The 23,242-nt window shown below is 73.3% G+C and carries 19 protein-coding genes and 1 riboswitch; of the genes, 16 read left to right on the top strand and 3 right to left on the bottom strand.

The window, feature by feature from the left end; all coding sequences use genetic code 11:
• Positions 1 to 23 precede the first annotated feature (23 nt).
• The 10 genes from ACLE50_RS02180 to ACLE50_RS02135 all read left to right on the top strand — a co-directional run bounded on the left by ACLE50_RS02180 (position 24) and on the right by ACLE50_RS02135 (position 13,582).
• Positions 24 to 809 (top strand): class I SAM-dependent methyltransferase, encoded by a 786-nt coding sequence (locus ACLE50_RS02180; RefSeq protein ID WP_410941631.1) that lies wholly within the window; start codon positions 24 to 26, stop codon positions 807 to 809.
• A 35-nt stretch (positions 810 to 844) separates the two neighbouring features.
• Complete coding sequence (locus ACLE50_RS02175; RefSeq protein ID WP_410941630.1) at positions 845 to 2,389, top strand: ABC transporter substrate-binding protein; 1,545 nt, start codon at positions 845 to 847, stop codon at positions 2,387 to 2,389.
• A 226-nt stretch (positions 2,390 to 2,615) separates the two neighbouring features.
• A riboswitch (cobalamin riboswitch) is annotated at positions 2,616 to 2,835 on the top strand.
• Positions 2,836 to 2,962: 127 nt separating this feature from the next.
• Complete coding sequence (locus ACLE50_RS02170; RefSeq protein ID WP_410941629.1) at positions 2,963 to 6,028, top strand: ribonucleoside-diphosphate reductase subunit alpha; 3,066 nt, start codon at positions 2,963 to 2,965, stop codon at positions 6,026 to 6,028.
• A 35-nt stretch (positions 6,029 to 6,063) separates the two neighbouring features.
• On the top strand, positions 6,064 to 7,167 hold the full coding sequence (locus ACLE50_RS02165; RefSeq protein WP_410942243.1) for a ribonucleotide-diphosphate reductase subunit beta: 1,104 nt from the start codon (positions 6,064 to 6,066) through the stop codon (positions 7,165 to 7,167).
• 433 nt (positions 7,168 to 7,600) lie between these two features.
• Positions 7,601 to 8,677, top strand: a complete 1,077-nt coding sequence (nicT, locus tag ACLE50_RS02160; RefSeq protein ID WP_410942242.1) for a Nickel transporter NicT — start codon at positions 7,601 to 7,603, stop codon at positions 8,675 to 8,677.
• A 171-nt stretch (positions 8,678 to 8,848) separates the two neighbouring features.
• Positions 8,849 to 10,360: an MmgE/PrpD family protein gene (locus ACLE50_RS02155; protein WP_410941628.1), complete on the top strand. Its 1,512-nt coding sequence runs from the start codon at positions 8,849 to 8,851 to the stop codon at positions 10,358 to 10,360.
• Complete coding sequence (gene prpB, locus ACLE50_RS02150) at positions 10,360 to 11,265, top strand: methylisocitrate lyase (protein ID WP_410941627.1); 906 nt, start codon at positions 10,360 to 10,362, stop codon at positions 11,263 to 11,265. Before ACLE50_RS02155 ends, prpB begins: the two co-directional genes overlap by 1 nt.
• A complete protein-coding gene (locus ACLE50_RS02145; RefSeq protein ID WP_410941626.1) occupies positions 11,262 to 12,389 on the top strand; it encodes a bifunctional 2-methylcitrate synthase/citrate synthase in 1,128 nt (375 codons plus the stop codon). Before prpB ends, ACLE50_RS02145 begins: the two co-directional genes overlap by 4 nt.
• Before the next feature lie 127 nt (positions 12,390 to 12,516).
• On the top strand, positions 12,517 to 12,726 hold the full coding sequence (locus ACLE50_RS02140; RefSeq protein ID WP_410941625.1) for a CbtB domain-containing protein: 210 nt from the start codon (positions 12,517 to 12,519) through the stop codon (positions 12,724 to 12,726).
• A 1-nt stretch (position 12,727) separates the two neighbouring features.
• Entirely contained in the window at positions 12,728 to 13,582 is an 855-nt protein-coding gene (locus ACLE50_RS02135) for a CbtA family protein (protein ID WP_410941624.1), read from the top strand.
• A 21-nt stretch (positions 13,583 to 13,603) separates the two neighbouring features.
• Here ACLE50_RS02135 and ACLE50_RS02130 read toward each other — a convergent pair whose 3' ends face one another.
• Entirely contained in the window at positions 13,604 to 14,506 is a 903-nt protein-coding gene (locus tag ACLE50_RS02130; protein WP_410941623.1) for an LLM class flavin-dependent oxidoreductase, read from the bottom strand.
• 27 nt (positions 14,507 to 14,533) lie between these two features.
• On the opposite strand from ACLE50_RS02130, the gene ACLE50_RS02125 reads away from it, so the two are divergent.
• From ACLE50_RS02125 to ACLE50_RS02115, 3 genes are read left to right on the top strand one after another with little or no spacing between them, the layout of a single operon-like run.
• Positions 14,534 to 15,520 carry an ABC transporter substrate-binding protein gene (locus ACLE50_RS02125; protein WP_410941622.1) on the top strand — a complete coding sequence of 329 codons (987 nt, stop codon included), beginning with the start codon at positions 14,534 to 14,536 and terminating at the stop codon, positions 15,518 to 15,520.
• Positions 15,517 to 16,644, top strand: a complete 1,128-nt coding sequence (locus ACLE50_RS02120; RefSeq protein ID WP_410941621.1) for a FecCD family ABC transporter permease — start codon at positions 15,517 to 15,519, stop codon at positions 16,642 to 16,644. Before ACLE50_RS02125 ends, ACLE50_RS02120 begins: the two co-directional genes overlap by 4 nt.
• Positions 16,641 to 17,405 (top strand): ABC transporter ATP-binding protein, encoded by a 765-nt coding sequence (locus ACLE50_RS02115; protein ID WP_410941620.1) that lies wholly within the window; start codon positions 16,641 to 16,643, stop codon positions 17,403 to 17,405. Before ACLE50_RS02120 ends, ACLE50_RS02115 begins: the two co-directional genes overlap by 4 nt.
• Positions 17,406 to 17,534: 129 nt before the next feature.
• Here the strand turns inward: ACLE50_RS02115 and ACLE50_RS02110 are convergent, their stop codons facing one another.
• Positions 17,535 to 18,653, bottom strand: a complete 1,119-nt coding sequence (locus ACLE50_RS02110; protein ID WP_410941619.1) for a bifunctional 2-methylcitrate synthase/citrate synthase — start codon at positions 18,651 to 18,653, stop codon at positions 17,535 to 17,537.
• Positions 18,654 to 18,672: 19 nt separating this feature from the next.
• Positions 18,673 to 19,965, bottom strand: a complete 1,293-nt coding sequence (aceA, locus tag ACLE50_RS02105; RefSeq protein ID WP_410941618.1) for an isocitrate lyase — start codon at positions 19,963 to 19,965, stop codon at positions 18,673 to 18,675.
• 209 nt (positions 19,966 to 20,174) lie between these two features.
• Between aceA and ACLE50_RS02100 the strand changes: the two genes are divergently transcribed.
• The 3 genes from ACLE50_RS02100 to ACLE50_RS02090 are packed head-to-tail and all read left to right on the top strand — an operon-like array spanning position 20,175 to position 23,224.
• A complete protein-coding gene (locus ACLE50_RS02100) occupies positions 20,175 to 21,611 on the top strand; it encodes a short-chain fatty acyl-CoA regulator family protein (RefSeq protein WP_410941617.1) in 1,437 nt (478 codons plus the stop codon).
• Positions 21,608 to 22,213 (top strand): histidine phosphatase family protein, encoded by a 606-nt coding sequence (locus ACLE50_RS02095; RefSeq protein WP_410941616.1) that lies wholly within the window; start codon positions 21,608 to 21,610, stop codon positions 22,211 to 22,213. Before ACLE50_RS02100 ends, ACLE50_RS02095 begins: the two co-directional genes overlap by 4 nt.
• A gap of 24 nt (positions 22,214 to 22,237) precedes the next feature.
• Positions 22,238 to 23,224 (top strand): ABC transporter substrate-binding protein, encoded by a 987-nt coding sequence (locus tag ACLE50_RS02090; protein ID WP_410941615.1) that lies wholly within the window; start codon positions 22,238 to 22,240, stop codon positions 23,222 to 23,224.
• Positions 23,225 to 23,242: the final 18 nt, after the last annotated feature.

Genomic DNA, 23,242 nt, shown 5'->3' with positions numbered 1-23,242 from the left:
CAGTTGTCGATAGTCTCGCCCTCATGACCGAGCCGGCGGAGTTCCGGGACCGGATGCGCCGCGTGTGGGGCGGTGCCGACTACCCGGCACTGGCCGAGCGGCTCGCGCCAGCCGCCCACGACCTCGTCGACGCGCTCGCACCCGGCCCGGCCGACCGGGTGCTCGACGTCGCGGCCGGGACCGGCAGCGCCGCGGCGCTCGCCCGCGAGCGGGGCGCCGCGGTGGTCGCGACGGACCTGGCGCCCCGGATGGTCGAGCTGGGCCGGGCCGCGACGGCCGGGACCGGCGTCGTGTGGCTGGAGGCCGACGCCGAGGCCCTTCCGCTGCCCGACGGCGCCGCCGAGGTCGTGCAGTCGAGCTTCGGCCTGATCTTCGCCCCGCGCCCCGAGGTGGCGCTCGCCGAGGCCCGGCGGGTGCTCGTGCCCGGCGGCAGGCTCGGGTTCACCGCCTGGACCCCGGACGGGTTCATGGGGCGGATGACCGCGGCCATGCTGCCGCACACCGGCGCCCCGCCCGGCCTGCCCGACCAGATGGACTGGGCCCGCCCGGACGTCGTGCGGGACCGCCTGACCGCGGCCGGGTTCGGCGAGGTCACGCTCACCGAGCGCGCGCTGCCGTGGCACTTCGACTCCCCCGCGGACATGACGGCGTTCTTCCGCGCCCACTCGCCGGCGCACGCCGCGGCCGCCGCCGGGCTGGGCGAGGAACGGGCGGCCGCGATGTTCGCCGACATCGAGGCCATGACCGGCCCGCCGGGCGAGCCGGTCCGGCTCGACGCCGCGTACCTGGTGGTCACCGCCACTGATTGATGAACACCTGATCAGGTGTGTCGTACTGTCCGCACATGCTCCCCGCGATCCCGCCCCGCACGTCGCCCCGGATCGGCCGACGCGCCGTCCTCGCCGGTGGTCTCGGTGCCGCCGCACTCGTGCTCGCAGGCTGCGGCGGCGGGTCCTCGTCGTCGACCGACCGGCTGCGGGTGGCGTTCGCCGCGGGTGGCTCGCGGGAGTCGCTCGACCCGCACGTCCTGCCGCTCTACGTCGACCAGGCCCGCGCGAAGGCCTGCTTCGACACCCTGACCGGCTGGTCGCAGGACATGACCCCGGAGCCGCGGCTGGCGCAGTCCTGGGAGAGCGACCCGAAGGGCACCCGGTGGCGGCTCACGCTGCGCGCCGCGAAGTTCCACGACGGCCGCGACCTCACCGCCGACGACGTCCTCTACACCCTGAAGCGGATCGTCGACCCGGCCACGACGGGCATCGCCGCGACGCTGTTCCGCGACCTGGACCTCACCGCGTCGCGTGCGATGTCTCCGACCGAGGTCGAGCTCGTGCTGCGCCGGCCGAACACGCTGTTCCCGCTGGCCCTGGGCGCGCCCGGCACCGAGATCGTGCAGCAGGGCGCGACGGGCTTCGAGCGCCCCGTCGGCACCGGGCCGTTCCGGTTCGACTCCTTCACCCCCGGCGGCCCGGCGCTCTACCGCGCCTTCGACGGGCACTGGGACGGCGCCCCGGCGATCAAGGAGCTGGAGTTCCTGCCGGTGAACGAGGAGGAGGCCCGGATCGGGGCGCTGCTGTCCGGGCAGGTCGCCTACGCCCACGACCTCACCCCGGCCGGTGCCGCCCGGCTCGACGGCAGCGGCCGCGCCACTGCGCTCGCCGCCCCGGCCGCGGCGAACCAGTTCCTGGTGATGCGGGTGGACAAGCCGCCGTTCGCCGACCCGCGGCTGCGGGAGGCCGTCCGGCTCGGCATCGACCGCGAGGAGCTGGTGCGGGTCGCCCTGCTGGGGCGTGGCCGCGTCGGCAACGACATGTTCGGCCAGGGCCTGCAGTACTACCCGGGCACGGTGCCGCAGGTGACGCGCGACGTCGAGAAGGCCAAGGCGCTGGTCGCACAGGCGGGCGCGCAGAACGCGACCGTCGAGCTGCAGACCAGCGGCGCCGACCCGGTGTTCGACGCCGCGACCGCGCTCGTCGTCCGCCAGCTCGGCGAGATCGGGCTGAAGGTCTCCGCCCGCCAGCTGCCCGAAGACGGCTACTTCAAGACCATCCGCAAGCAGGGCGTGTTCTCCCAGAACAGCACCGGCACGCTGCCGATCCCGGACTACATCGGACGCCGGATGCTCACCTCCACCCCGACCTACGACTTCACCGGCTACCGCAGCCCGAAGATCGACGAGCTGTACTACGCGGCCACCGCGACGAACGACGACGGCCGGCGCGCCGCGGGCTTCGCAAAGATCATGGAGCTGCTGCGGGCCGACTCCGGTGCACTGGTGTGGGGTGTGCGGGACTGGAACGTCGGCGTCGCGAGCGGACTGACCGGTCTCACCCCGGCCCGGCCGAACACGTTCGCGTGGGCGAACTTCGCGAAGGCCCGGCTCGGCTGATCCCGGGCGGCGGTGGTCACCCGACGCGGCCGCGGTACCGCTCGTCGGCACCGACGGGTGGGGTGTGATCACCCACCGGTGTGGACCTCGAGCCCGCCGACCGGCGCCCGCGGGGCCCGTGCCGGAGACACGCCGGTCCGGACCTGCGGCGTTCACCGCGCGTGACCAGGTCACAGCAACACACCCGGACACCTAGGGGTCCCTTCCGTTGTCGGGCCCAAGATGTAGTGTCGCGCTCGCTGGTGGTTCACCGGTCCCGCACGGGCCCGGTGAGGCGAGAGGGAACCCGGTGCGACTCCGGGACTGCCCCGCAGCGGTGAGCGGGAACGACCGCCGTCATGGCACTGGGAGCGCGCGCTCCCGGGAAGCGACGGCCAGTAGGAGCGAGCAGCACGACCGCTCGTCGGCCCGTGAGTCCGAAGACCTGCCACCGGCGCGCACACCGCCGGTGTGCGCTGCTCCGGAGCCCCGCGGGAGGGCACCAGGGTGCGGGGGCGCCTGCGTCGCGTCCCGTTCCCCGGTACTCCCCTGCGCGGCCGAGAAGCGACGGCGACCCGCGAGGAGACCAGCCCTGTGACGGCTTCCACCGCTCCCCCCGCGTCCACCACGGACGCTGCCACCGCCCCGACCCTGCGCGTGATCCGGCGCGACGGGTCCGAGACCGCGTTCGACGCCTCCAAGATCTCGGTGGCGATGACCAAGGCGTTCCTCGCCGTCGAGGGCGACGCCGGGGCGTCGTCGTCCCGGCTGCACCACGTCGTCAAGGGGCTGACCGACCAGGTCGTCGCCGCGCTGCTGCGCCACCCGACGCCTGCGGTGAACGTCGAGCAGATCCAGGACCAGGTGGAGCTGGCGCTGATGCGCGGCGAGCACCACAAGGTCGCCCGCTCCTACGTGCTCTACCGCGAGGAGCACGCCCAGGCCCGTGGCGGCAGCGGTGGGGAAGCCGCTGCGGTCACCGAGGCCGGGCCGGTCGTCCACGTCACCCAGCCCGACGGCAGCACGGTGCCGCTGGACCGCGACCGCGTCGAGACGGTGCTCGCCGAGGCCCTCGACGGCATCGACGACGTCGAGGCCGGCCCGGTGCTCGCCGAGTTCGAGCGGACCGTCTACGACGGCATCACCGCCGACGAGCTGGCCCAGGCCCTGGTCATGGCGGCGCGGACGCTGGTGGAGCGCGAGCCGGACTACTCGCTCGTCGCGTCCCGGCTGCTGATGGACCGGCTGCGCGCCGAGGCCGTCTCGCACCTGTCGGGCACCCGGGAGACGCCGGACCAGGCCGAGATGGCCGCGTCGTACGCCTCCTACACCAAGGGCTACCTGCGGCACGCGATCGAGATCGGGCTGGTCGACCCCGAGCTGGCCACGTTCGACCTCGACCGGGTTACCGCCGCGCTGCGCCCCGAGCGCGACCTGCAGATCGGCTTCCTGGGCCTGCAGACCCTCTACGACCGCTACTTCCTGCACGAGCGCGGCGTGCGCTTCGAGCTGCCGCAGGCGTTCTTCCTGCGGGTGGCGATGGGCCTGGCGGTCCGCGAGGTCGACCGCGAGGCGCGCGCGATCGAGTTCTACGAGCTGCTGTCGAGCTTCGACTTCATGGCCTCGACGCCGACGCTGTTCAACTCCGGCACCACCCGCCCGCAGCTGTCGTCGTGCTTCCTGACCACCGTCGACGACGACCTGGACTCGATCTTCCAGGGCTACAAGAACAACGCCCTGCTCGCGAAGTACTCCGGCGGCCTGGGCAACGACTGGACCCCGGTCCGCGGCCTCGGCGCGCACATCCGCGGCACCAACGGCGTCTCGCAGGGCGTCGTGCCGTTCCTCAAGATCGCCGGTGACACCGCCGTCGCGGTCAACCAGGGCGGCAAGCGCAAGGGCGCGGCGTGCGCGTACCTCGAGACCTGGCACGTGGACATCGAGGAGTTCCTCGACCTGCGCAAGAACACCGGCGACGACCGCCGGCGTACGCACGACATGAACACCGCGAACTGGGTGCCGGACGAGTTCCTGCGCCGCGTCGAGGCCGACGGCGAGTGGACGCTGTTCTCCCCGGACGAGGTCCCCGACCTGCACGACCTCTACGGCAACGCGTTCGCGCAGCGCTACCGGGAGTACGAGGCGGCCGCCGCCCGCGGCGAGCTGACCGTGCACCGCACCGTGCGCGCGGTGGACCTGTGGCGCCGGATGCTCACCATGCTGTTCGAGACCGGGCACCCGTGGATCACGTTCAAGGACCCGTGCAACCTGCGCAGCCCGCAGCAGCACGCCGGTGTCGTGCACTCGTCGAACCTGTGCACCGAGATCACGCTGAACACCAAGGCCGACGCCGACGCCGGTGAGGTCGCGGTCTGCAACCTCGGCTCGGTGAACCTGGCCGCGCACGTCGGCCCGGACGGCCTGGACACCGACAAGCTGCGCAGCACGGTGACCACCGCGGTGCGGATGCTCGACAACGTCGTGGACATCAACTTCTACACGATCCCCGAGGCGCGCCGGTCCAACCTGCGCCACCGCCCCGTCGGGCTCGGGCTGATGGGCTTCTCCGACGCGCTGTTCCTGCAGCGCATCGCCCCGGGCAGCGAGGCGGCCGTCGCGTTCGCCGACACCAGCGCCGAGGCGCTGAGCTACCACGCGATCTCGGCGTCGTCGGACCTCGCGACCGAGCGCGGCCGCTACGCCAGCTTCGACGGCTCGCTGTGGAGCCGGGGGATCCTGCCGATCGACTCGCTGCAGCTGCTGGCCGACGCCCGCGGCGAGGGCGAGCTGACCCAGGACACGTCGTCGACGCTGGACTGGGACGGGCTGCGCGACAAGGTCCGCAGCCAGGGCATGCGCAACTCCAACGTGCTGGCCATCGCCCCGACGGCGACGATCTCCAACATCTGCGGGGTCGGGCAGTCGATCGAGCCGATCCACCTGAACCTGTACGTGAAGTCGAACATGTCCGGCGACTTCACCGTGGTGAACCCGCACCTGGTCCGCGACCTCAAGGAGCGCGGGCTCTGGGACGAGGTCATGGTCTCGGACCTGAAGTACTTCGACGGCTCGCTCGCCGAGATCGACCGGGTGCCCGACGACCTCAAGGAGCTGTACGCGACGGCGTTCGAGATCGACCCGTACTGGCTGGTCACGGCGGCCGCGCGCCGCCAGAAGTGGCTGGACCAGGCGCAGTCGCTGAACCTCTACCTGGCCGGTCCGAGCGGTCGCAAGCTCGACGAGCTGTACCGGCTGGCGTGGCGCAGCGGCCTGAAGACCACCTACTACCTGCGTACCCGCGCGGCGACGTCGGTGGAGAAGTCCACGCTCAAGGGCACCGACGGGCGTCTGACCGGGGTGCCGTCGGGCGGCGCTCCGGCGTCCGCACCGGCCGACGGGCCGGCCGGGACCGCCGTGCCGACCACCCCGGCCGGGCCGTCCGCGTCCGCCGTCCCGCCGGCCTCCGCCGGGCCCGCCGTGACCCCGTCGGCGACTCCCCCGGCCGCGACTCCCCCGGCCGAGGCCCCGGAGCCGGCGGCGCGGCCGTCCGCGTCCGTGCCGGTCGCCGGGACCCCGGACACCGGCAACGGCATGGACCTCGACCTGAACCCCGCCGCCGCCTGCTCGATCGACGACCCCGACTGCGAGGCCTGCCAGTGACGACCACCGAGAACCGCGACACCGGGAACCACGGCATCGGGCATCTCGGCTTCGACGCCGAGCCCGCCGTCTCCCCCGACGCGGCCGACACCACCGGGCTCGGCGAGATCGAGCGCGGTGCCGCCCCGATCGACGCCGACGACAAGCGCATGATCAACGCGCGGGCCGACGTCAACCAGCTCCTGCCGCTGAAGTACCACTGGGCGTGGGAGAAGTACCTGGCCGGCTGCTCGAACCACTGGATGCCGACCGAGGTCGCCATGCAGGCCGACATCGCGCTGTGGCGCTCGGCGAACGGCCTGACCGAGGACGAGCGGCTCATGCTGATCCGCAACCTCGGCTTCTTCGCCACGGCGGAGTCGCTGGTCGCGAACAACATCGTGCTCGCGGTCTACCGGCACCTCACCAACCCCGAGTGCCGGCAGTACCTGCTGCGGCAGTCGTTCGAGGAGGCCGTGCACACGCACACCTTCCAGTACGTCTGCGAGTCCCTCGGCCTCGACGAGGGCGAGCTGTTCAACGCCTACCGCGAGGTCCCCTCGATCACCGAGAAGGACTCCTGGGCGCTGCGCTACACCCAGGCGCTGTCCGACCCGGACTTCCGCACCGGCACCCCCGAGGCGGACCGGGCGTTCCTGCGGGACCTCGTCGCGTTCTACGTGATCTTCGAGGGCATGTGGTTCTACACCGGCTTCGCGCAGATCCTCTCGCTCGGCCGGCGGAACAAGATGGTCGGCGTCGCCGAGCAGTACCAGTACATCCTGCGCGACGAGTCGATCCACCTGAACTTCGGCATCGACTGCATCAACCAGATCAAGATCGAGAACCCGCACCTGTGGACGGCGGACTTCGTCGCCGAGATCCGGCAGATGCTGCACGAGGCCTGCGAGCTCGAGGTCGCCTACGCCCGCGACACCATGCCGCGCGGCATGCTCGGGCTGACCGCGGAGTCCTGCGAGCAGTACCTGCGGTTCATCACCGACCGGCGCGCCGAGCAGATCGGCCTCGCGCCGCTGTTCGGGCAGGCGGAGAACCCGTTCCCGTGGATGAGCGAGGCCATGGACCTGCGCAAGGAGAAGAACTTCTTCGAGACGCGGGTGACCGAGTACCGCACCGGCGGCTCGCTCGAGTGGGACTGACGCCCCGCCGGCGTCGCTGAGCCCCGCCCCACGGGGCCGCTGCGCCACTCCGTCACTGCGTCACTGGGCCACTCCGTCACCGCGCCACTGGGCCACTCCGTCACCGCGCCACCTGCCCCGAGGGGCACCCTCGCCACCACCGGTGGGAACGAGGGTGCCCCTCGGGGCAACTCGTGGCGGGGCAACTCGTGGCGGGGCAACTCGTGTCAGGGGCACGGCCGCTGCGCCGTACGGACCTGACCGAAAGCCGGGGGACGAACCACCCACACCGGACGAGTTGCCGCCAACAGCATGCAACTACTGCCATGTGGTGAGACGACCGGCTACACCTCGGCGGGCACCGAACGCCGCCCGGACGCCGGACGACGTCCCACCGCACCGCAGGAGAACGCCGTTGTCCGCCCCCGCACACACCCCCGGCCGCTGGTCCCGGATGGCCGCCGCCCTCGACGCGCACGACCGGCGGTCGCTGCTCGGCATGGCCGCGTTCATCCTGCTGCTGCACGTCGCCGGGTTCGGCGTGCTGCTCGTGCTCGTCGTCCCCGCGCACTACGACCTGGGCCCGAGCGGCATCTTCGGCGTCGGGCTCGGAGTGCTCGCCTACACGCTCGGGATGCGGCACGCCTTCGACGCCGACCACATCGCCGCGATCGACAACACCACCCGCAAGCTCATGGCCGACGGCGGTCGCAAGCCGCTCTCGGTGGGCTTCTGGTTCTCCCTCGGCCACTCCTCGGTGGTGTTCGCGCTGACCGTGCTGCTCGCACTGGGCGTCCGCGCGCTGGCCGGTGAGGTCAGCGACGACAACTCGACGCTGCACGCGGTCACCGGGATCGTCGGCGCGTCGGTGTCCGGGGTGTTCCTGTGGATCATCGGGATCCTGAACCTGGTGGTGCTGGTCGGGATCGTCGGGGTGTTCCGCCGGATGCGGCGCGGCACCTACAGCGAGGCCGAGCTGGAGGAGCACCTGGAGAAGCGGGGGTTCATGAACCGCTTCCTCGGCGGCCTGACCCGCGCGGTGCGCAGGCCCTGGCACATCTACCCGATCGGCTTCCTGTTCGGGCTCGGCTTCGACACCGCCACCGAGGTCAGCCTGCTGGTGCTGGCCGGGGGCGCCGCGGCGTTCTCGCTGCCGTTCTACGCGATCCTCGTGCTGCCGGTCCTCTTCGCGGCCGGGATGAGCCTGCTCGACACGATCGACGGCGTCGTCATGAACTTCGCCTACGGCTGGGCCTTCGCCCGCCCGGTGCGCAAGGTCTACTACAACATCACCATCACGGCGCTGTCCGTCGTCGTCGCGCTGGTCATCGGCACGATCGAGCTGGTCGGGGTGCTGTGCGACCAGCTCGGGATCGAGGACGGCCCGCTCGCCGCGATCGCCGACGTCCCGCTGGACTACGCCGGCTACGCCATCGTCGCGCTGTTCGTGCTCGCCTGGCTGGTGGCGGTGGCGGTGTGGCGCCTCGGGCGGGTCGAGGAGCGCTGGGGCGCGGCCCCGGCCGCCGACTGAGCCACACCCCCTTCGGGTCGCACCCCCGCGAACCCAGCTCTTCGCAACGTTCGCAGGATCCCCCGGAAAGACACGCACACATTCGCGATCTTCGGCCCCTCGCGCGGGCCGCCTCCATCCCGCCACGCTCTGCCCGGACAGCAGGACGCAGGCGTCGTGATGGAGGAACGGATGACCGTCGACCACAAGGTCCGGGTGCACCGCAGCGAGGAGAACCTCGCCCGGCCGGACCAGCTGGCCTGGAAGATCGCCGAGGTCGCCGCGGGCGGGATCGCCCCGGAGGCCGACGTGGCCGACATGGTCGTCAACCGGCTCGTCGACAACGCCGGGGTCGCGACGGCGTCGCTGAACCGCCGTCCGGCCGTCACCGCGCGCGCCCAGGCGCTGCGGCACGCCCCGGCCGCCGGCCGCGCGGGTGCGGTGGTGTTCGGGACCCGCGACCGGGTCTCCCCGGAGTGGGCCGCATGGGCCAACGGCGTCGCCGTCCGCGAGCTGGACTACCACGACACCTTCCTGGCCGCGGACTACTCGCACCCCGGTGACAACATCCCGCCGCTGCTCGCCGTCGCCCAGCACGTCGGCGCCGACGGGGCCGCGCTCACCCGCGCGATCGCCGTCGCCTACGAGGTGCAGGTCGCCCTGGTCACCGGCATCTGCCTGCACGCCCACAAGATCGACCACGTGGCGCACCTCGGCCCGTCGGTCGCCGCCGGGATCGGCGCGCTGCTCGACCTGCCGACCGCGGTCACCTACCAGGCGATCGGCCAGGCCCTGCACACGACGACCGCGACCCGCCAGTCGCGCAAGGGCGAGATCTCGTCGTGGAAGGCCTTCGCACCGGCGTTCGCGGGCAAGGCCGCGATCGAGGCCGCCGACCGCGCGATGCTCGGCGAGGGCGCGCCGTCGCCGATCTACGAGGGCGAGGACGGCGTCGTCGCCTGGATGCTCGACGGCCCGGACGCCGCCTACACCGTCCCGCTGCCCGCCCCCGGCGAGGCGCCGCGCGCGATCCTGCAGACCTACACCAAGGAGCACTCGGCGGAGTACCAGAGCCAGGCGCTGATCGACCTGGCCCGCAGGCTCGGCCCGCGCATCCGCGACGCGGGCGGGCCGGCCGCGGTGCGCAGCATCGTGATCCACACCAGCCACCACACGCACCACGTGATCGGCTCCGGCTCGGGCGACCCGCAGAAGTACGACCCGAACGCCTCCCGCGAGACCCTCGACCACTCGATCCCCTACATCGTCGCGGTGGCCCTGCTCGACGGCGGTTTCCACCACGAGCGGTCCTACCCGCCGCACCGGGCGGCCGACGACGAGCTGGTGCAGCTCTGGCACGCCGTGTCGACCGTCGAGGACCCGGAGTGGACGCGCCGCTACCACTCCGCCGACCCGGACGAGAAGGCGTTCGGCGGTCGCGTCGAGGTCACCCTCACCGACGGTTCGACGATCACCGACGAGATCGCCGTCGCCGACGCGCACCCGCTCGGCGCGCGCCCGTTCGGCCGCGAGGAGTACGTCGGCAAGTTCCGCTCGCTGGCCCGCGACGTCGTCGACCGGGTGGAGCAGGACCGGTTCCTCGAGTACGCGCTGCGCCTGCCGGAGCTCGCCCCCGAGGACCTGGCGGAGCTGACCGTGGTGGCGCCGCGCCTCGACGCCGCTCCGGACCGGGGGATCTTCTGATGCTCGGCACGACGACGACCGCGCACCAGCGGCGGGTCGCGTTCCGGGACGCCATGGCCGGGGACCGGATCCTGCAGCTGCCCGGGGCGTTCAACGCGCTCTCGGCGATGCTGGTCGCCGAGCAGGGCTTCGACGGCGTCTACGTCTCCGGGGCCGTGCTGTCCGCGGAACTGGGCCTGCCCGACGTCGGCCTGACCTCGGCGACCGAGGTGGCCGCCCGCTCGGCGACGATCGCCCGCGCCACGGACCTGCCGACGCTGGTCGACGCCGACACCGGCTGGGGCGGTCCGGCGAACGTGGCCCGCACGGTCCGCTCCCTCGAGGACGCCGGCGTGTCCGGCTGTCACCTGGAGGACCAGGTCGACCCCAAGCGCTGCGGGCACCTGTCCGGGAAGGCGCTGGTGTCCACCGAGGACATGTGCACCCGGATCCGCGCCGCGGTCCGCGGCCGCACCGACGACGCGTTCGTGCTGTGCGCCCGCACCGACGCCCGCGCCGTCGAGGGGCTCGACGCCGCGATCACCCGGGCCCGCGCCTATGTCGACGCGGGCGCCGACATGGTGTTCGCCGAGGCCCTGACCGGCGAGGACGAGTACGGCGCGTTCCGGGACGCGGTCACCGTCCCGCTGCTGGCGAACATGACCGAGTTCGGGCGGAGCCCGCTGCTGCCCGCGGCGACGCTCGAGAAGCTCGGCGTCGACGTCGTCATCTACCCGGTGGCCCTGCTCCGGCTGGCCATGGGCGCCGCCGAGGCCGGGCTCGCCGAGATCCGCCGCACCGGCACCCAGTCCGGCGTCGTCGACCGGATGCAGACCCGCAGCCGGCTCTACGAGCTGCTCGGCTACGACGAGTACGCGGCGTTCGACGCCCGGCTCGCCGGCTACCAGGAGGAGGACCCCGCATGACCGTCACCGATGCACCGCCGCAGATCTTCAAGGGCCTGGCCGGGGTCGTCGCCGACACCACGGCGATCTCGAAGGTCGACTCGGACACCAACTCGCTGCTCTACCGGGGCTATCCGGTGCAGGACCTGTGCGCCCGCGGGAACTTCCTCGAGGTCGCCCACCTGCTGTGGAACGGCGAGCTGCCCACGCCCGCCGAGCTGGCATCGCTCACCGAGCGCGAGCGGGCACTGCGCCCGATCGACCGGAGCCTGCAGGGGCTGCTGCTGCAGACCCCCACGACGTGCCATCCGATGGACACCCTGCGCACGGCGGTGAGCTGGCTCGGCTCCGAGGACGTGCAGGAGGACGAGGCCGGGGCGAACGCGGCGAAGTCGCTGCGGCTGCTCGCGGCGCTGCCGACGGTCGTCGCGATCGACCAGCGGCGCCGCCGCGGGCTGGAGCCGATCCCGCCGGACCCGTCGCTGGGCTACGCCGCGAACTTCTTCCACATGACCTTCGGCGAGGTCCCGGAGCCGGAGGTGCTGCGGGCGTTCGAGGTCTCGATGATCCTCTACGCCGAGCACAGCTTCAACGCCTCGACCTTCACCGCCCGGGTCGTGACCTCGACGCTGTCGGACCTCTACAGCGCGGTCGTCGCCGGCATCGGCGCGCTGAAGGGCCCGCTGCACGGCGGGGCGAACGAGGCCGTCATGCACATGCTCGGCGAGATCGACTCCCCCGCCGACGCCGAGCCCTGGCTGGCCGACGCCCTGGCGAACAAGAAGACGATCATGGGCTTCGGGCACCGCGTCTACAAGAACGGCGACTCCCGGGTGCCGACGCTGCAGGCCGCACTGGAGGAGGTCGTCCGGCTGAAGGGGGCCGACGAGCTGCTGGCGACGTCCTCCGCGCTGGCCGCGGGGATGCTGCGGGAGAAGAACCTGTTCCCGAACCTCGACTACCCGGCCGGGCCGCTCTACCACCTGATGGGCTTCGACGTGCCGATGTTCACCCCGCTGTTCGTGATGGCCCGCATCACCGGATGGACGGCGCACATCACCGAACAGCTGGCGGCGAACGCGCTGATCAGGCCGCTGGCCGCGTACGAGGGCGCCGGTCGCCGCGAGGTGCCACCGGCGGCCTGAGGACGTCGAGGGCTGAACATGTCGTCACATGCACATTGACGTGCTCGGCACCCGGATCTACCGTCGGTGAGCTTCTCACCAGCGGAAACCTGTCCGTTTTCGCCGGTTCCGACCCCGTGGAGGAACGATGTCCACCCCCGGCCACGCCGGTGCACGCCCGGCCGTCATCCCGGTCTCCGAGACCATGCCGTGGCTGATCGGCGCGCTCGCGCTCGGTCTGCTGCTGTACTACTTCATCGGCATCGACGAGGGCGCGACGTCGGTGTTCGGCAACTCGATGGTCGTCCACGAGTTCGTCCACGACGCCCGCCACTTCCTCGGCTTCCCCTGCCACTGAGATGGCGCGCGCACTCATCCTGCGGGCGATGCTCGCGGGCGCGATCGGTGGCCTGGTCGCGTTCGTCTTCGCCCGGATCTTCGCCGAGCCGCTGATCCAGCAGGCCATCGACTACGAGAGCGGCCGTGACGAGGCGCAGGCGGCGCTCGACGCCGCCGCCGGTCAGGCGGCCGAGGCCGAGGGACCGGAGCTGTTCAGCCGGGCCGTCCAGGGCAATGTCGGCATCGGGGCGGGCATCGTCCTGTTCGGCGTGGCACTGGGCTGCCTGTTCGGCGTCGCCTTCTGCCTCGCCTACGGCCGCTACGGCGCCGTCACCGCCCGGAAGCTCGCGGTCCGGCTCGGCGTCGCCGGGTTCCTGGCGATCTACCTGGTCCCGTTCGTCAAGTACCCGGCGAACCCGCCCGCGATCGGCAACGGCGACACGATCGCCCAGCGCGGCAGCCTCTACCTGGGCATGGTCGTCGCCTCGGTGGTGTTCGGGCTGCTCGCGGTCCGGCTCGGCCGGGCGCTGCAGCCGCGGGTCGGGACGACGGCGGCGACCTGGTACGCGGCGATCGCGTTCGTCGTCGTGATCGGGATCGTCATGGCGCTGCTGCCGCCGCTGGGGTCGCTCGCGGCCAACGCCGGTGCCACCGGCCCGGAGCTGTCCGAGACGCCGCAGCCGCTGCTCGACCCCGCCGGGAAGATCGTCTACCCGGGCTTCGACGCCGACCTGCTCTACTGGTTCCGGCTCTACTCGGTCACCGCGCAGGTGCTGCTCTGGGGCGTGCTGGTCGCGGTGTTCGGCCCGCTCGCGGAGCGGGTGCTGGGGTCGTCGTCGGCGGCGCAGCGCGACGAGCTGGCCGCCACCGGCTGAGGTTCCGCGCCGGCGCGGTGGTCAGGTGCCGACGCGGACCCTGCCCGCCAGGGCGGCGACGCGGCGGACGACCGGCTCCAGCTCGTCGTGGCCGAGGCGGGCGGGCTGCACGTGGCACAGCAGCGACGTCGCGTACGGCAGGCACGGATCCGCGGCGAGCCCGGCGGCCACCTCGGACGGGGTGCTGGCGTAGGCGTTGCCCGCCGCGAGGTGCTGCTCCGGATCCCGCCCCCAGCGGGCGATGTGCGGGGTGAGCAGGTCGTGTGCCCACCGCCGCGACGGCCCGGGCACCACCGGCCGGGACAGCCCGACGCGCCGTCCGCCGCCGTCGCGGAACCGGCGCAGCAGGCCCGCCGAGCGCTCGTCGTCCGGGCCGTCGGGGCCCGACCGGCGGCCCGACAGCAGCCCGAGGCCGCGGCCGAGCGCCGTCTCCACCCCCGCCTCCGACGACGTCGCCAGCCACAGCCGGTCCCGCAGCCCCGCCGGGTCGGGCACCACGCCCGCGTCCTTCGTCAGCACGTCGAGCACGGCGTCGAGCCGCTCCCGCCGCGCCTCGGGTGCGACGCCGAACGCCTCGGCCGCCCCGGCGTCGGATCCCGCACCGAGGCCGAGTTCCAGGCGGCCGCCGCTCAGCGCGTCGACGGTCGCGGCGTCCTCGGCCAGGCGGATCGGTTCCTCCAGCGGCGCGACGACGACCGCGGTGCCCAGCCGGATCCGCGTCGTCCGCGCCGCGACGGCGGCCAGCACCACCAGCGGCGACGACGCGTGTCCCTGCTGCGCCCCCAGGTGGTGCTGCGCGATCCAGAACGCGCCGAACCCCAGCTCCTCGGCCAGCACCGCCAGCCGGACGGTGTCGGCCAGCTCGGTCGCGGAGTCGCGGTCACCGGCGGCGTGAGTGAGCACGCCCCACTGCTCTCTGGACATCTGATCAATCTTTCATAGGTTGTTCGGGTGACCCGCTTCCGGCCGCCGCTCGCCGCGGCCCTCGTCCTCGCCACCGTCCTGCTCACCGGCTGCGGCTCCGCCGTGCAGGACGCTCCCGCCGCCCCGGGCACCGCGCCCGGCTTCCCCGTCACCGACGACGACTGCGGCGTCACCACCACCTACGACGCACCGCCGCGCCGGGCCGTCACCCTCACCTCGAACGCCACCGAGCTGATGCTCGAGCTGGGGCTGCAGGACCACATGGTCGGGACCGCCTACCTGAAGAACCGGCCGATCGGGGCGCGGTACGCCCAGGCCTACCGGTCGGTTCCGGTACTCGCGCCCGGCCAGCCCTCGCTGGAGCAGCTGCTCGCCGCGCAGCCGGACTTCGTCTACTCCGGCTACCCGGACGGGTTCTCCGAGTCGAACGGCCACACCCGCCCGCGGCTCGCCGAGCTGGGGATCCGCACCCACCTGAACCCGGAGTCGTGCCGGCCGGGCCGCTCGGGGTTCGACGACCTCTTCGGCGAGACCGAGCGGATCGGGGCGATCTTCGGCGTCCCCGACCGTGCCGCGGCGAGTGTCGCGGGGTTCCGGCAGCGGCTGGACGAGGTCCGCTCGTCGCTCGGGAACGCCGCACCGGTGCCGGTGTTCGTCTACAACAGCGGCGCCGACGCCCCGCGCACGGCGGGCGGGAAGGCGCTGCTCACCGACATGATCGAGCGCGCCGGGGGCCGCAACGTGTTCGACGACCTGGACCAGCGCTGGGGGCAGGTTTCCTGGGAGCAGGTCGCGCAGCGCAGGCCGGCGGTCGTCCTGATCTACGACTACCTGGAGCCCAGCGTGGCGTCGAAGATCGCGACGCTGCGCGCGACGCCGACGATCGCCGGGATCCCGGCGCTCGCCGCGAACGCGTTCCCGACCGTCGAGCTGTCCGAGGCCCAGCCCGGGCCCCGCTCGGTCGACGCCGTCGAGCGGCTGGCGAAGGTCCTGCACCCCGACCGGTTCCGGTGAGCCGCCGCTCCGCGCTGATCGCCGTCCTGCGCCCGGACGGCGAGGTCCCCGCCGCCCCACGGCGCCGCCCGTCGGCCACCACCGGACGGCTGCCGCTCCCGGTCGTCGTGGCGGTCTCGGTGGCCCTGCTGGTCGTCGCGGCCGGGCTGGCGCTGGCCATCGGATCGGTGGCGGTGCCCTGGTCGCAGACCTGGCGGATCCTGGCCCACCGTCTCGGCGGCGCCACGCTCGTCCCGGCGCCGGACTGGACCCGGGCCCAGGACCTGATCGTCGCCGACACCCGGCTGCCGCGGGTGCTGCTCGCCGGGCTCGTCGGGGCCACGCTGACCGTCGCCGGAATGGTCCTGCAGGCGGTGGTGCGCAACCCGCTGGCCGGTCCGAGCGTCATCGGGGTCTCCTCCGGGGCGGCGACCGGCGCGGTCGTCGTCATGCGGTTCGGGCTGCTCGGCGCGGGGGCGCTGACGCTGAACCTGGCCGCGTTCGGCGGGGCGCTCGCGACCCTCGCCGTCGTGCTGGCGATTGCCCGCTCGGCCGGGCGGATCACGGTGCTGCGGCTGATCCTCGGGGGTGTCGCGGTCGGCGCGGTGCTGTCCGCACTGACCAGCCTGCTGGTGCTCACCGCGCCCAGCCCGACGCTCGCGGCCCAGGTGCTGTTCTGGACCCTCGGCGGGTTCGGCGGTGCCCGCTGGGGCATGCTCGGGATCCCTGCGCTCGTGCTCGTCAGCGGCATGGTGGTGCTCCTCGCGCGGGCCCGGGACCTGGACCTGCTGCTGGCCGGGGACGAGAGCGCAGGCGCTCTGGGGCTCGACGTCCACCGGTTCCGGCAGTCGATGTTCGTCGTCGTCGCGGTGCTGGTCGGGGTGTCGGTGGCGGTGAGCGGGGTGATCGGTTTCGTCGGCCTGATGCTGCCGCACGTGGTGCGGTTCGTGGTCGGTTCCGGGCACCGCCGGGCGCTCCCGGTCGCCGTGCTGGTCGGGGCGTTGTTCACCGTGCTCGCCGACCTCATGGCCCGCACGGTCATCAGCCCCCAGGAGCTGCCGGTCGGGATCGTCACCGCGCTGGTCGGCGGCCCGTTCTTCGTCTGGCTGCTGCGCCGCGACGGCCGGAGGGAGGAGTCCCGGTGACCCCGCTGGAGATCGACGACGTCCGCGTCGTCGCCGGCGCCGCGACCCTGGTCGACGGGGTGTCGCTGCGCGTCGGGCCCGGTGAGGTCGTCGGGCTGCTGGGGCCGAACGGCAGCGGCAAGTCCTCGCTGCTGCGCACGGTGTACCGGGTGAACCGGCCGGTCACCGGCACCGTCCGGGTCGACGGCGCGGACGTCCGCGACCGGCCCGCCCGCTGGGTCGCGCAACGCGTCGGCGTCGTCCTGCAGGACGTGCCGGTGGACTTCCCGCTGACCGTGCGCGAGGTCGTCGCGATGGGACGGTCCCCGCACAAGCGTCCGCTGGCTGCCGACGACCCCCTCGACGACGCCCTGGTGGACGCCGCGCTGGAGCTGCTCGACCTGGAACGGCTCGCGCGGCGCCGGTTCGGGACGCTGTCCGGTGGCGAGCGCCAGCGGGTGCTGGTGGCCAGGGCCCTGGTCGGGCGGCCTGCGCTACTGGTGATGGACGAGCCGACCAACCACCTCGACGTCCGTCACCAGCTGGACCTGCTGGAGCTCGTCCGCGAGCTCGGGCTGCCGGCGCTGGTCGCACTGCACGACCTCAACCTCGCGGCCCGCTACTGCGACCGCCTGTGTCTGCTCGACGGCGGCCGGGCGGTCGCGACCGGGACACCGGCCGAGGTCCTCACCCCGGAGCGGATCGGCGCGGTCTACGGCGTCACCGCGACCGTGCTCGAGCATCCGACGGCGGCGTGCCCCCTGGTCGTGCTGTCCCCCTGACCCGGCCCCGATCACCCGCCCGAACGCCCGGTTGCCCCGAGGGGCACCCCGGTCACCACCGGAGGTGACGAGGGTGCCCCTCGGGGCAGGAGAAGGGCGGGCCCGGCGCATCGGACCGGGCGCCCGGGATCAGTGAACGGCGCTCACCTCCCGCCGGGCCTTGCCCTCGTACCGGGCGATCGGCCGGATGAGGACGTTCTCCGAGGCCTGCTCGACGACGTGCGCGGTCCAGCCCGCGATCCGGGCCAGCACGAACAACGGTGTGAACATCGGGGTGTCGAAACCCATGAGGTGGTAGAGCGGGCCCGCCGCGTAGTCGAGGTTCGGCCGCAGGCCCTTGTCGCGCAGCATCGCACCCGCGAGCACCTCGTAGAACGCCATGAGGTCCCGTCCGCCGCGCAGCTCGGCGACCCGGCGCAGCTGCGCGTGCAGCAGCGGCACCCGGGAGTCGCCGCGCTTGTAGACGCGGTGGCCGAAGCCCATGACCTTGTCGCCGGCCTCGAGCCGGGCGGTGAGCCAGTCGTCGACGGCGTCCGGATCGCCGATCTCGGCGAACTGCTCCATCACGGCCTGGTTCGCACCGCCGTGCAGTGCCCCCTTGAGCGCGCTCGTCCCGGCGACCACGGCGCTGTAGAGGTCCGACCGGGTCGAGGTCGCGACCCGGGCGGCGAACGTGGAGGCGTTGAAGCTGTGCTCGGCGAACAGCACCATCGAGATCTCGAAGGCCCGCACGACGTCGTCCTCGGGGACGGCGCCGAAGGCCATGTGGAAGAAGTTCTCCGACCGGCCGAGGTCGTCGCGCGGGGGGATCGGGTCCAGGCCCCGGCGGCGCCGCTGGTCCAGCGCGACGATCGTCGGCAGCACCGCGAGCAGCCGCAGGCCCTTCTCCCGGCTCGACTCCGGCGACGCGTCACCGGTGGCCGGGTCGGTGGCGCCCAGCCGGCTGACCGCGGTGCGCAGCACATCCATCGGATGCGACGTGTGCGGCAGCGACAGCAGCATCGACTCCAGCGCCGGGTCGATATGGCGCAGCGCCCGCTCCCGCGCGGTGAACGCGGCGAGCTCGTCGGCGTCGGGCAGCTCCCCGGTCCAGAGCAGGAACGCCGTCTCCAGGAACGAGCGGTGCTCGGCGAGCTCCGGGGCCGGGTAGCCGCGGTAGAGCAGCAGGTTGTGGTCGGGGTCGACGTCGGAGATCTCGGTGGTGTCGGCGACGACGCCGACGAGTCCGCGGTGGACGTTCTCGCTCATCGGTGCTCCTCGGCCCGGCTCAGTGCGTGAACTGCTCGGACTCGGTCGAGCCGGCCAGCGCCGTCGTCGACGACTCGGGGTTGACCGCGGTGGACACCGCGTCGAACCAGCCGGTGCCGACCTCGCGCTGGTGCTTGACGGCGGTGTAGCCGTCGGCCTCGGCCGCGAACTCGCGCTCCTGCAGGGCCACGTACGACGGCATGCCGTCGGCGGCGTAACCCTTGGCCAGGTCGAACATCGAGTGGTTGAGCGCGTGGAAGCCCGCCAGGGTGATGAACTGGAACTTGTAGCCCATCGCGCCGAGCTCGCGCTGGAAGCGGGCGATGGTGTCGTCGTCGAGGTGCTTGCGCCAGTTGAACGACGGCGAGCAGTTGTAGGCCAGCATCTGGTCCGGGAACTCGCCCTTGATCGCCTCGGCGTACTTGCGGGCCAGCTCCAGGTCCGGGACCGAGGTCTCCATCCAGAGCAGGTCGGCGTAGGGCGCGTAGGCCAGGCCGCGGGTGATGCAGGGCTCGATGCCGCCGCGGGTGCGGAAGAAGCCCTCCGCCGTCCGCTCCCCGGTCAGGTACGGCCGGTCGCGCTCGTCGACGTCGGAGGTGATCAGGTTGGCGGCCTGCGCGTCGGTCCGGGCGACGACGACCGAGGGCACCCGGGCGATGTCGGCCGCGAGCCGGGCCGCGTTGAGCGTGCGCACGTGCTGCGAGGTCGGGATCAGCACCTTGCCGCCGAGATGGCCGCACTTCTTCTCCGACGCGAGCTGGTCCTCCCAGTGCACGCCCGCCGCACCGGCGGCGATCATGGCCTTCATCAGCTCGAACGCGTTGAGCGGGCCGCCGAACCCGGCCTCGGCGTCGGCGACGATCGGCGCGTACCAGTACGGGTCCTCCGCCTCGCGTCCCTCGAGGGTGGTGATCTGGTCGGCGCGGCCGAGCGCGTTGTTGATCCGCCGCACGACGGCGGGCACCGAGTTCGCCGGGTAGAGGCTCTGGTCCGGGTAGGTCTGGCCTGCGAGGTTGGCGTCGGCGGCCACCTGCCAGCCGGACAGGTAGATCGCCTCGAGTCCGGCGCGGACGCTCTGCACCGCCTGGTTGCCGGTGAGCGCGCCGAGCGCGTGGACGTAGTCGCGGTCGTGCAGCAGCTCCCACAGCCGCTCGGCGCCGAGCCGGGCCAGCGTGTGGTCCTCGACGACGCTGCCCGAGAGCGCCACGACGTCGGCGGCGGTGTGGCCGCGGGTGATGCCCGCCCAGCGCGGGTCCTCCGCCCACTCCTTCTCCAGCGCGTCGATCCGCTCCTGCCGGGTGGTCCCGCTCATGTCGTGCTCCTTCTGCGAAGTTCTCGTCCGTTGTTCGCGTCACGTCGCGCCGGGGGTGACCGGAGCGCCGTGCCGCCGCTCGAACGGGGTGCGACCAGCATCGGAGCCGACAGGAGTGATCGGCGACGGTGGCCTCGTGCCAACTTCTGCGCATCTTCGGCCGCCGTTCTGCGAATTCTGCGAAGGGTGGTGTTCGCTAAGGTCCCGGCATGGCGACGTCGAAGGTCCCCGGCACCCGGCTGCGCGCGCTGCGCGAGACCCGGTCGATGAGCCAGGCCGCGCTCGCGCGCACCCTCGGGATCTCGCCCAGCTACCTGAACCAGATCGAGCACGGCTCCCGCCCGCTGACGGTGCCGGTGCTGCTGCGGATCACCGAGGTGTTCGGTGTCGACGCGGCGTTCTTCGCCGCCCGGCAGCCGGAGCGCCTGGTGGCGGAGCTGCACGAGGTGTTCTCCGAGACCTCCACCGCCGACGGGCCGGTGCCGCCCTCGGAGGTGGAGCGGCTGGCCGCGGAGCTGCCTGCGGCCGCGGACGCGGTGCTGGAGCTCTACCGGCACTGGCGGCGTTCGGAGGAGCGGCTGGCGCACCTGTCGTCGGGGTCCCGGGACGGGGTCGCCGCCCCGCCGCGCAGCGCGTCCCCGCACGAGCAGGTGCGGGACTTCTTCTACCGGCGCCGCAACCACGTCGCCGAGCTCGACGACGCGGCCGAGGACCTGGCGCACCGGATCGGTGTCCGGCGCGGCGAGGTGCGCCGCGCGCTGGCCGAGCGGCTGCGGGCCGTGCACGGGGTGACCATCGCCGGGCTCGACGACGAGGGCGGCTCCGGCGAGCTGCACCGCTACGACGCGACGCACCGGGTGCTGCGGCTGTCACCTGCGCTGCGGCCCGGCCAGCAGGCGTTCCGGATGGCGACCCAGCTCGCCTTCCTGGAGTTCGACGACGTCATCGAGGCCCTCGCCGGCGAGCAGGCCGACCCCGACGACGTGCAGACCCACCGGCTCACCCGGATCGGGCTGGCCCGCTACTTCGCGGCCGCCCTCGTCCTGCCCTACGGCGAGTTCCGCGCCACCGCCGAGGAGTTCCGCTACGACCTGCAGCGCCTCGCCGACCACTTCGGGCAGGGCTTCGAGACGGTGTGCCACCGGCTCTCCACGCTGCAGCGCCCGTCCGAGCCCGGGGTGCCGTTCTCCTTCGTGCGTGTCGACCGGGCGGGGAACATGTCCAAGCGGCAGTCGGCGAGCGGGTTCCACTTCTCCCGCGGCGGCGGGACCTGCCCGCTGTGGAACGTCTACCAGGCGTTCGCCTCCCCCGGGGAGATCCACGTGCAGGTCGCGACGATGCCCGACGGCGCCCGCTACCTGTGGGTGGCGCGCACCGTGCACGGCTCGCGGCGCCGCTGGGGGGCACCAGGCAAGACGTTCGCGATCGCGCTGGGCTGCGAGCTGCGGCACGCGCACCGGCTCGTCTACTCCGCCGGTCTCGACCTCGACGACCCCGCCGCGGCGACGCCGATCGGGGCCGGCTGCCGGGTGTGCTCCCGGGAGCAGTGCCCGCAGCGCGCGTTCCCGCGGCTCGACCACGCGCCGGCGATCGTCGAGGAGCGCAGCACCTTCGTGCCCTACCCGGCCGGGCTCGGTTCGGCGTGAGCGCCCGCCTCACCCTGCTCGTGCACGCCGCGACGCCGTCGGTGCGGGCCGCGGCGTTCCCCCGCATCGACGAGCCACCGGACGCCCACGGCACCGCCGACGCCGCCGCCCTGCGCGGCGCCCTCCCCCGCGCCACCCGGGCCCTGCGCGCCCCGGACGCCGCGTGTGCCGGGACCGCCGCCGCCCTCGGGATCGATGCCGCTTTCGGAATCGACGCCGCTTTCGGAATCGACGCCGCTCCCGACGAGAGGCTGCGCGGCTGGGATCCCGGGCGCTGGGCCGGCCGCACCCTCGACGACGTGCTGGCCGCCGAACCCGACGCCGTCGCGACCTGGATGTCCGACCCGGCGGCCGCCCCGCACGGCGGCGAGTCCCTGGTCGCGCTGCTCGACCGGGTCGCCGCGCTGCTCGCCGGCGCGGAGCCGGGGCACACGTTCGCGGTGACCGGGGCGGCGGTGGCGCGGGCCGCGGTCGTCGTCGCGACGGGGGCACCGGCGTCGGCGTTCTGGCGGATCGACGCGGCCCCGCTGACCGTGACCGACCTGCGTGGCGGCCCGGACCGCTGGACGGTCCGCGCGACCGGCGCAACCCTTGCCAGCTGAGGTAAGGGTCGCTTTACTCAAGGCATGCCGATGCTGCTCACGCCCGATGCCGATGCCGTCACCGGACCCCTGACCCGCCGGAACATGCTGGGGCTCGGCGCCGGGGCCGCCGCGCTGGCCGTCCTGGCCGGGTGCGGCTCGGGCAGCGGGCAGGTCGAGCCCGACGGGCCCAGCCGGACCGTCGAGGGCGCGTTCGGGACGGTGAGCATCCCCGTCGACCCGAAGCGGGTGGTGTGCACGGACTTCTACACGACCTACGCACTGCTCGACGTCGGCGTCACCCCGGTCGCGACGGCCGAGGCCAGCGTCGGCGGGGTGCTGCCGAGCCTGCAGGCCGCCTACGACGCCATCCCCAAGGTCGGCAGGCCCGGCACCCTGTCCTTCGAGGGCATCGTCGCGCAGAACCCGGACCTGATCCTCGGCACGGTCGTGCCGACCCTGCCGCCCGACGTCCCGGAGCGGCTCGGCAAGATCGCCCCGACCCTGCTGTTCCCCGCCGGGACGTCACCGGGCACCTGGCAGGAGCGCGCGGTCAAGGCCGCCGACGCCGTCGGGCGGGCACCACAGGCCGAGGCGCTGCGGGACCGCTACACGAAGCGCGCCGACGAGGTCGGCGCGAAGCACAAGGATTTCCTGTCCCGCAACCGGGTCGGCCTGGTGCACGGCGGGAAGGGCATCGGGTTCGTCGACCTGCCGGAGTCCTGGAGCGGCGTCGTGCTCACCGCCATCGGGGCGCGGCCGCCGGAGTTCGCCGCGGGGAAGCCCGGCGCGTCGGAGCAGGTCTCCTACGAGCAGCTCGACGTCCTGTCCGACTGCGGCGTCATCCTGCACCTGGCCGACACCCGCGGACAGGTCGACGCCAACACCCAGGCGCTGATCCAGTCGCCGCCGTTCCGGGCGCTGCCCGCGGCCAAGGCGAAGCGGGTGTACCCGCTGCCGAACTACTACGTCTCGCACTACGGCCAGGGCCTCGCCGTGCTCGACGAGCTGGACCGGCTCCTCGGCCGGTGACTTTCCGCCCCGGGCGGA

This window comes from Pseudonocardia phyllosphaerae (assembly GCF_046546475.1).
In the GTDB taxonomy this organism is placed as follows: domain Bacteria; phylum Actinomycetota; class Actinomycetes; order Mycobacteriales; family Pseudonocardiaceae; genus Pseudonocardia; species Pseudonocardia phyllosphaerae.
The sequence above is the reverse complement of the archived record's forward strand: the minus strand, read 5'-3'. Positions and strand labels throughout refer to the sequence as shown.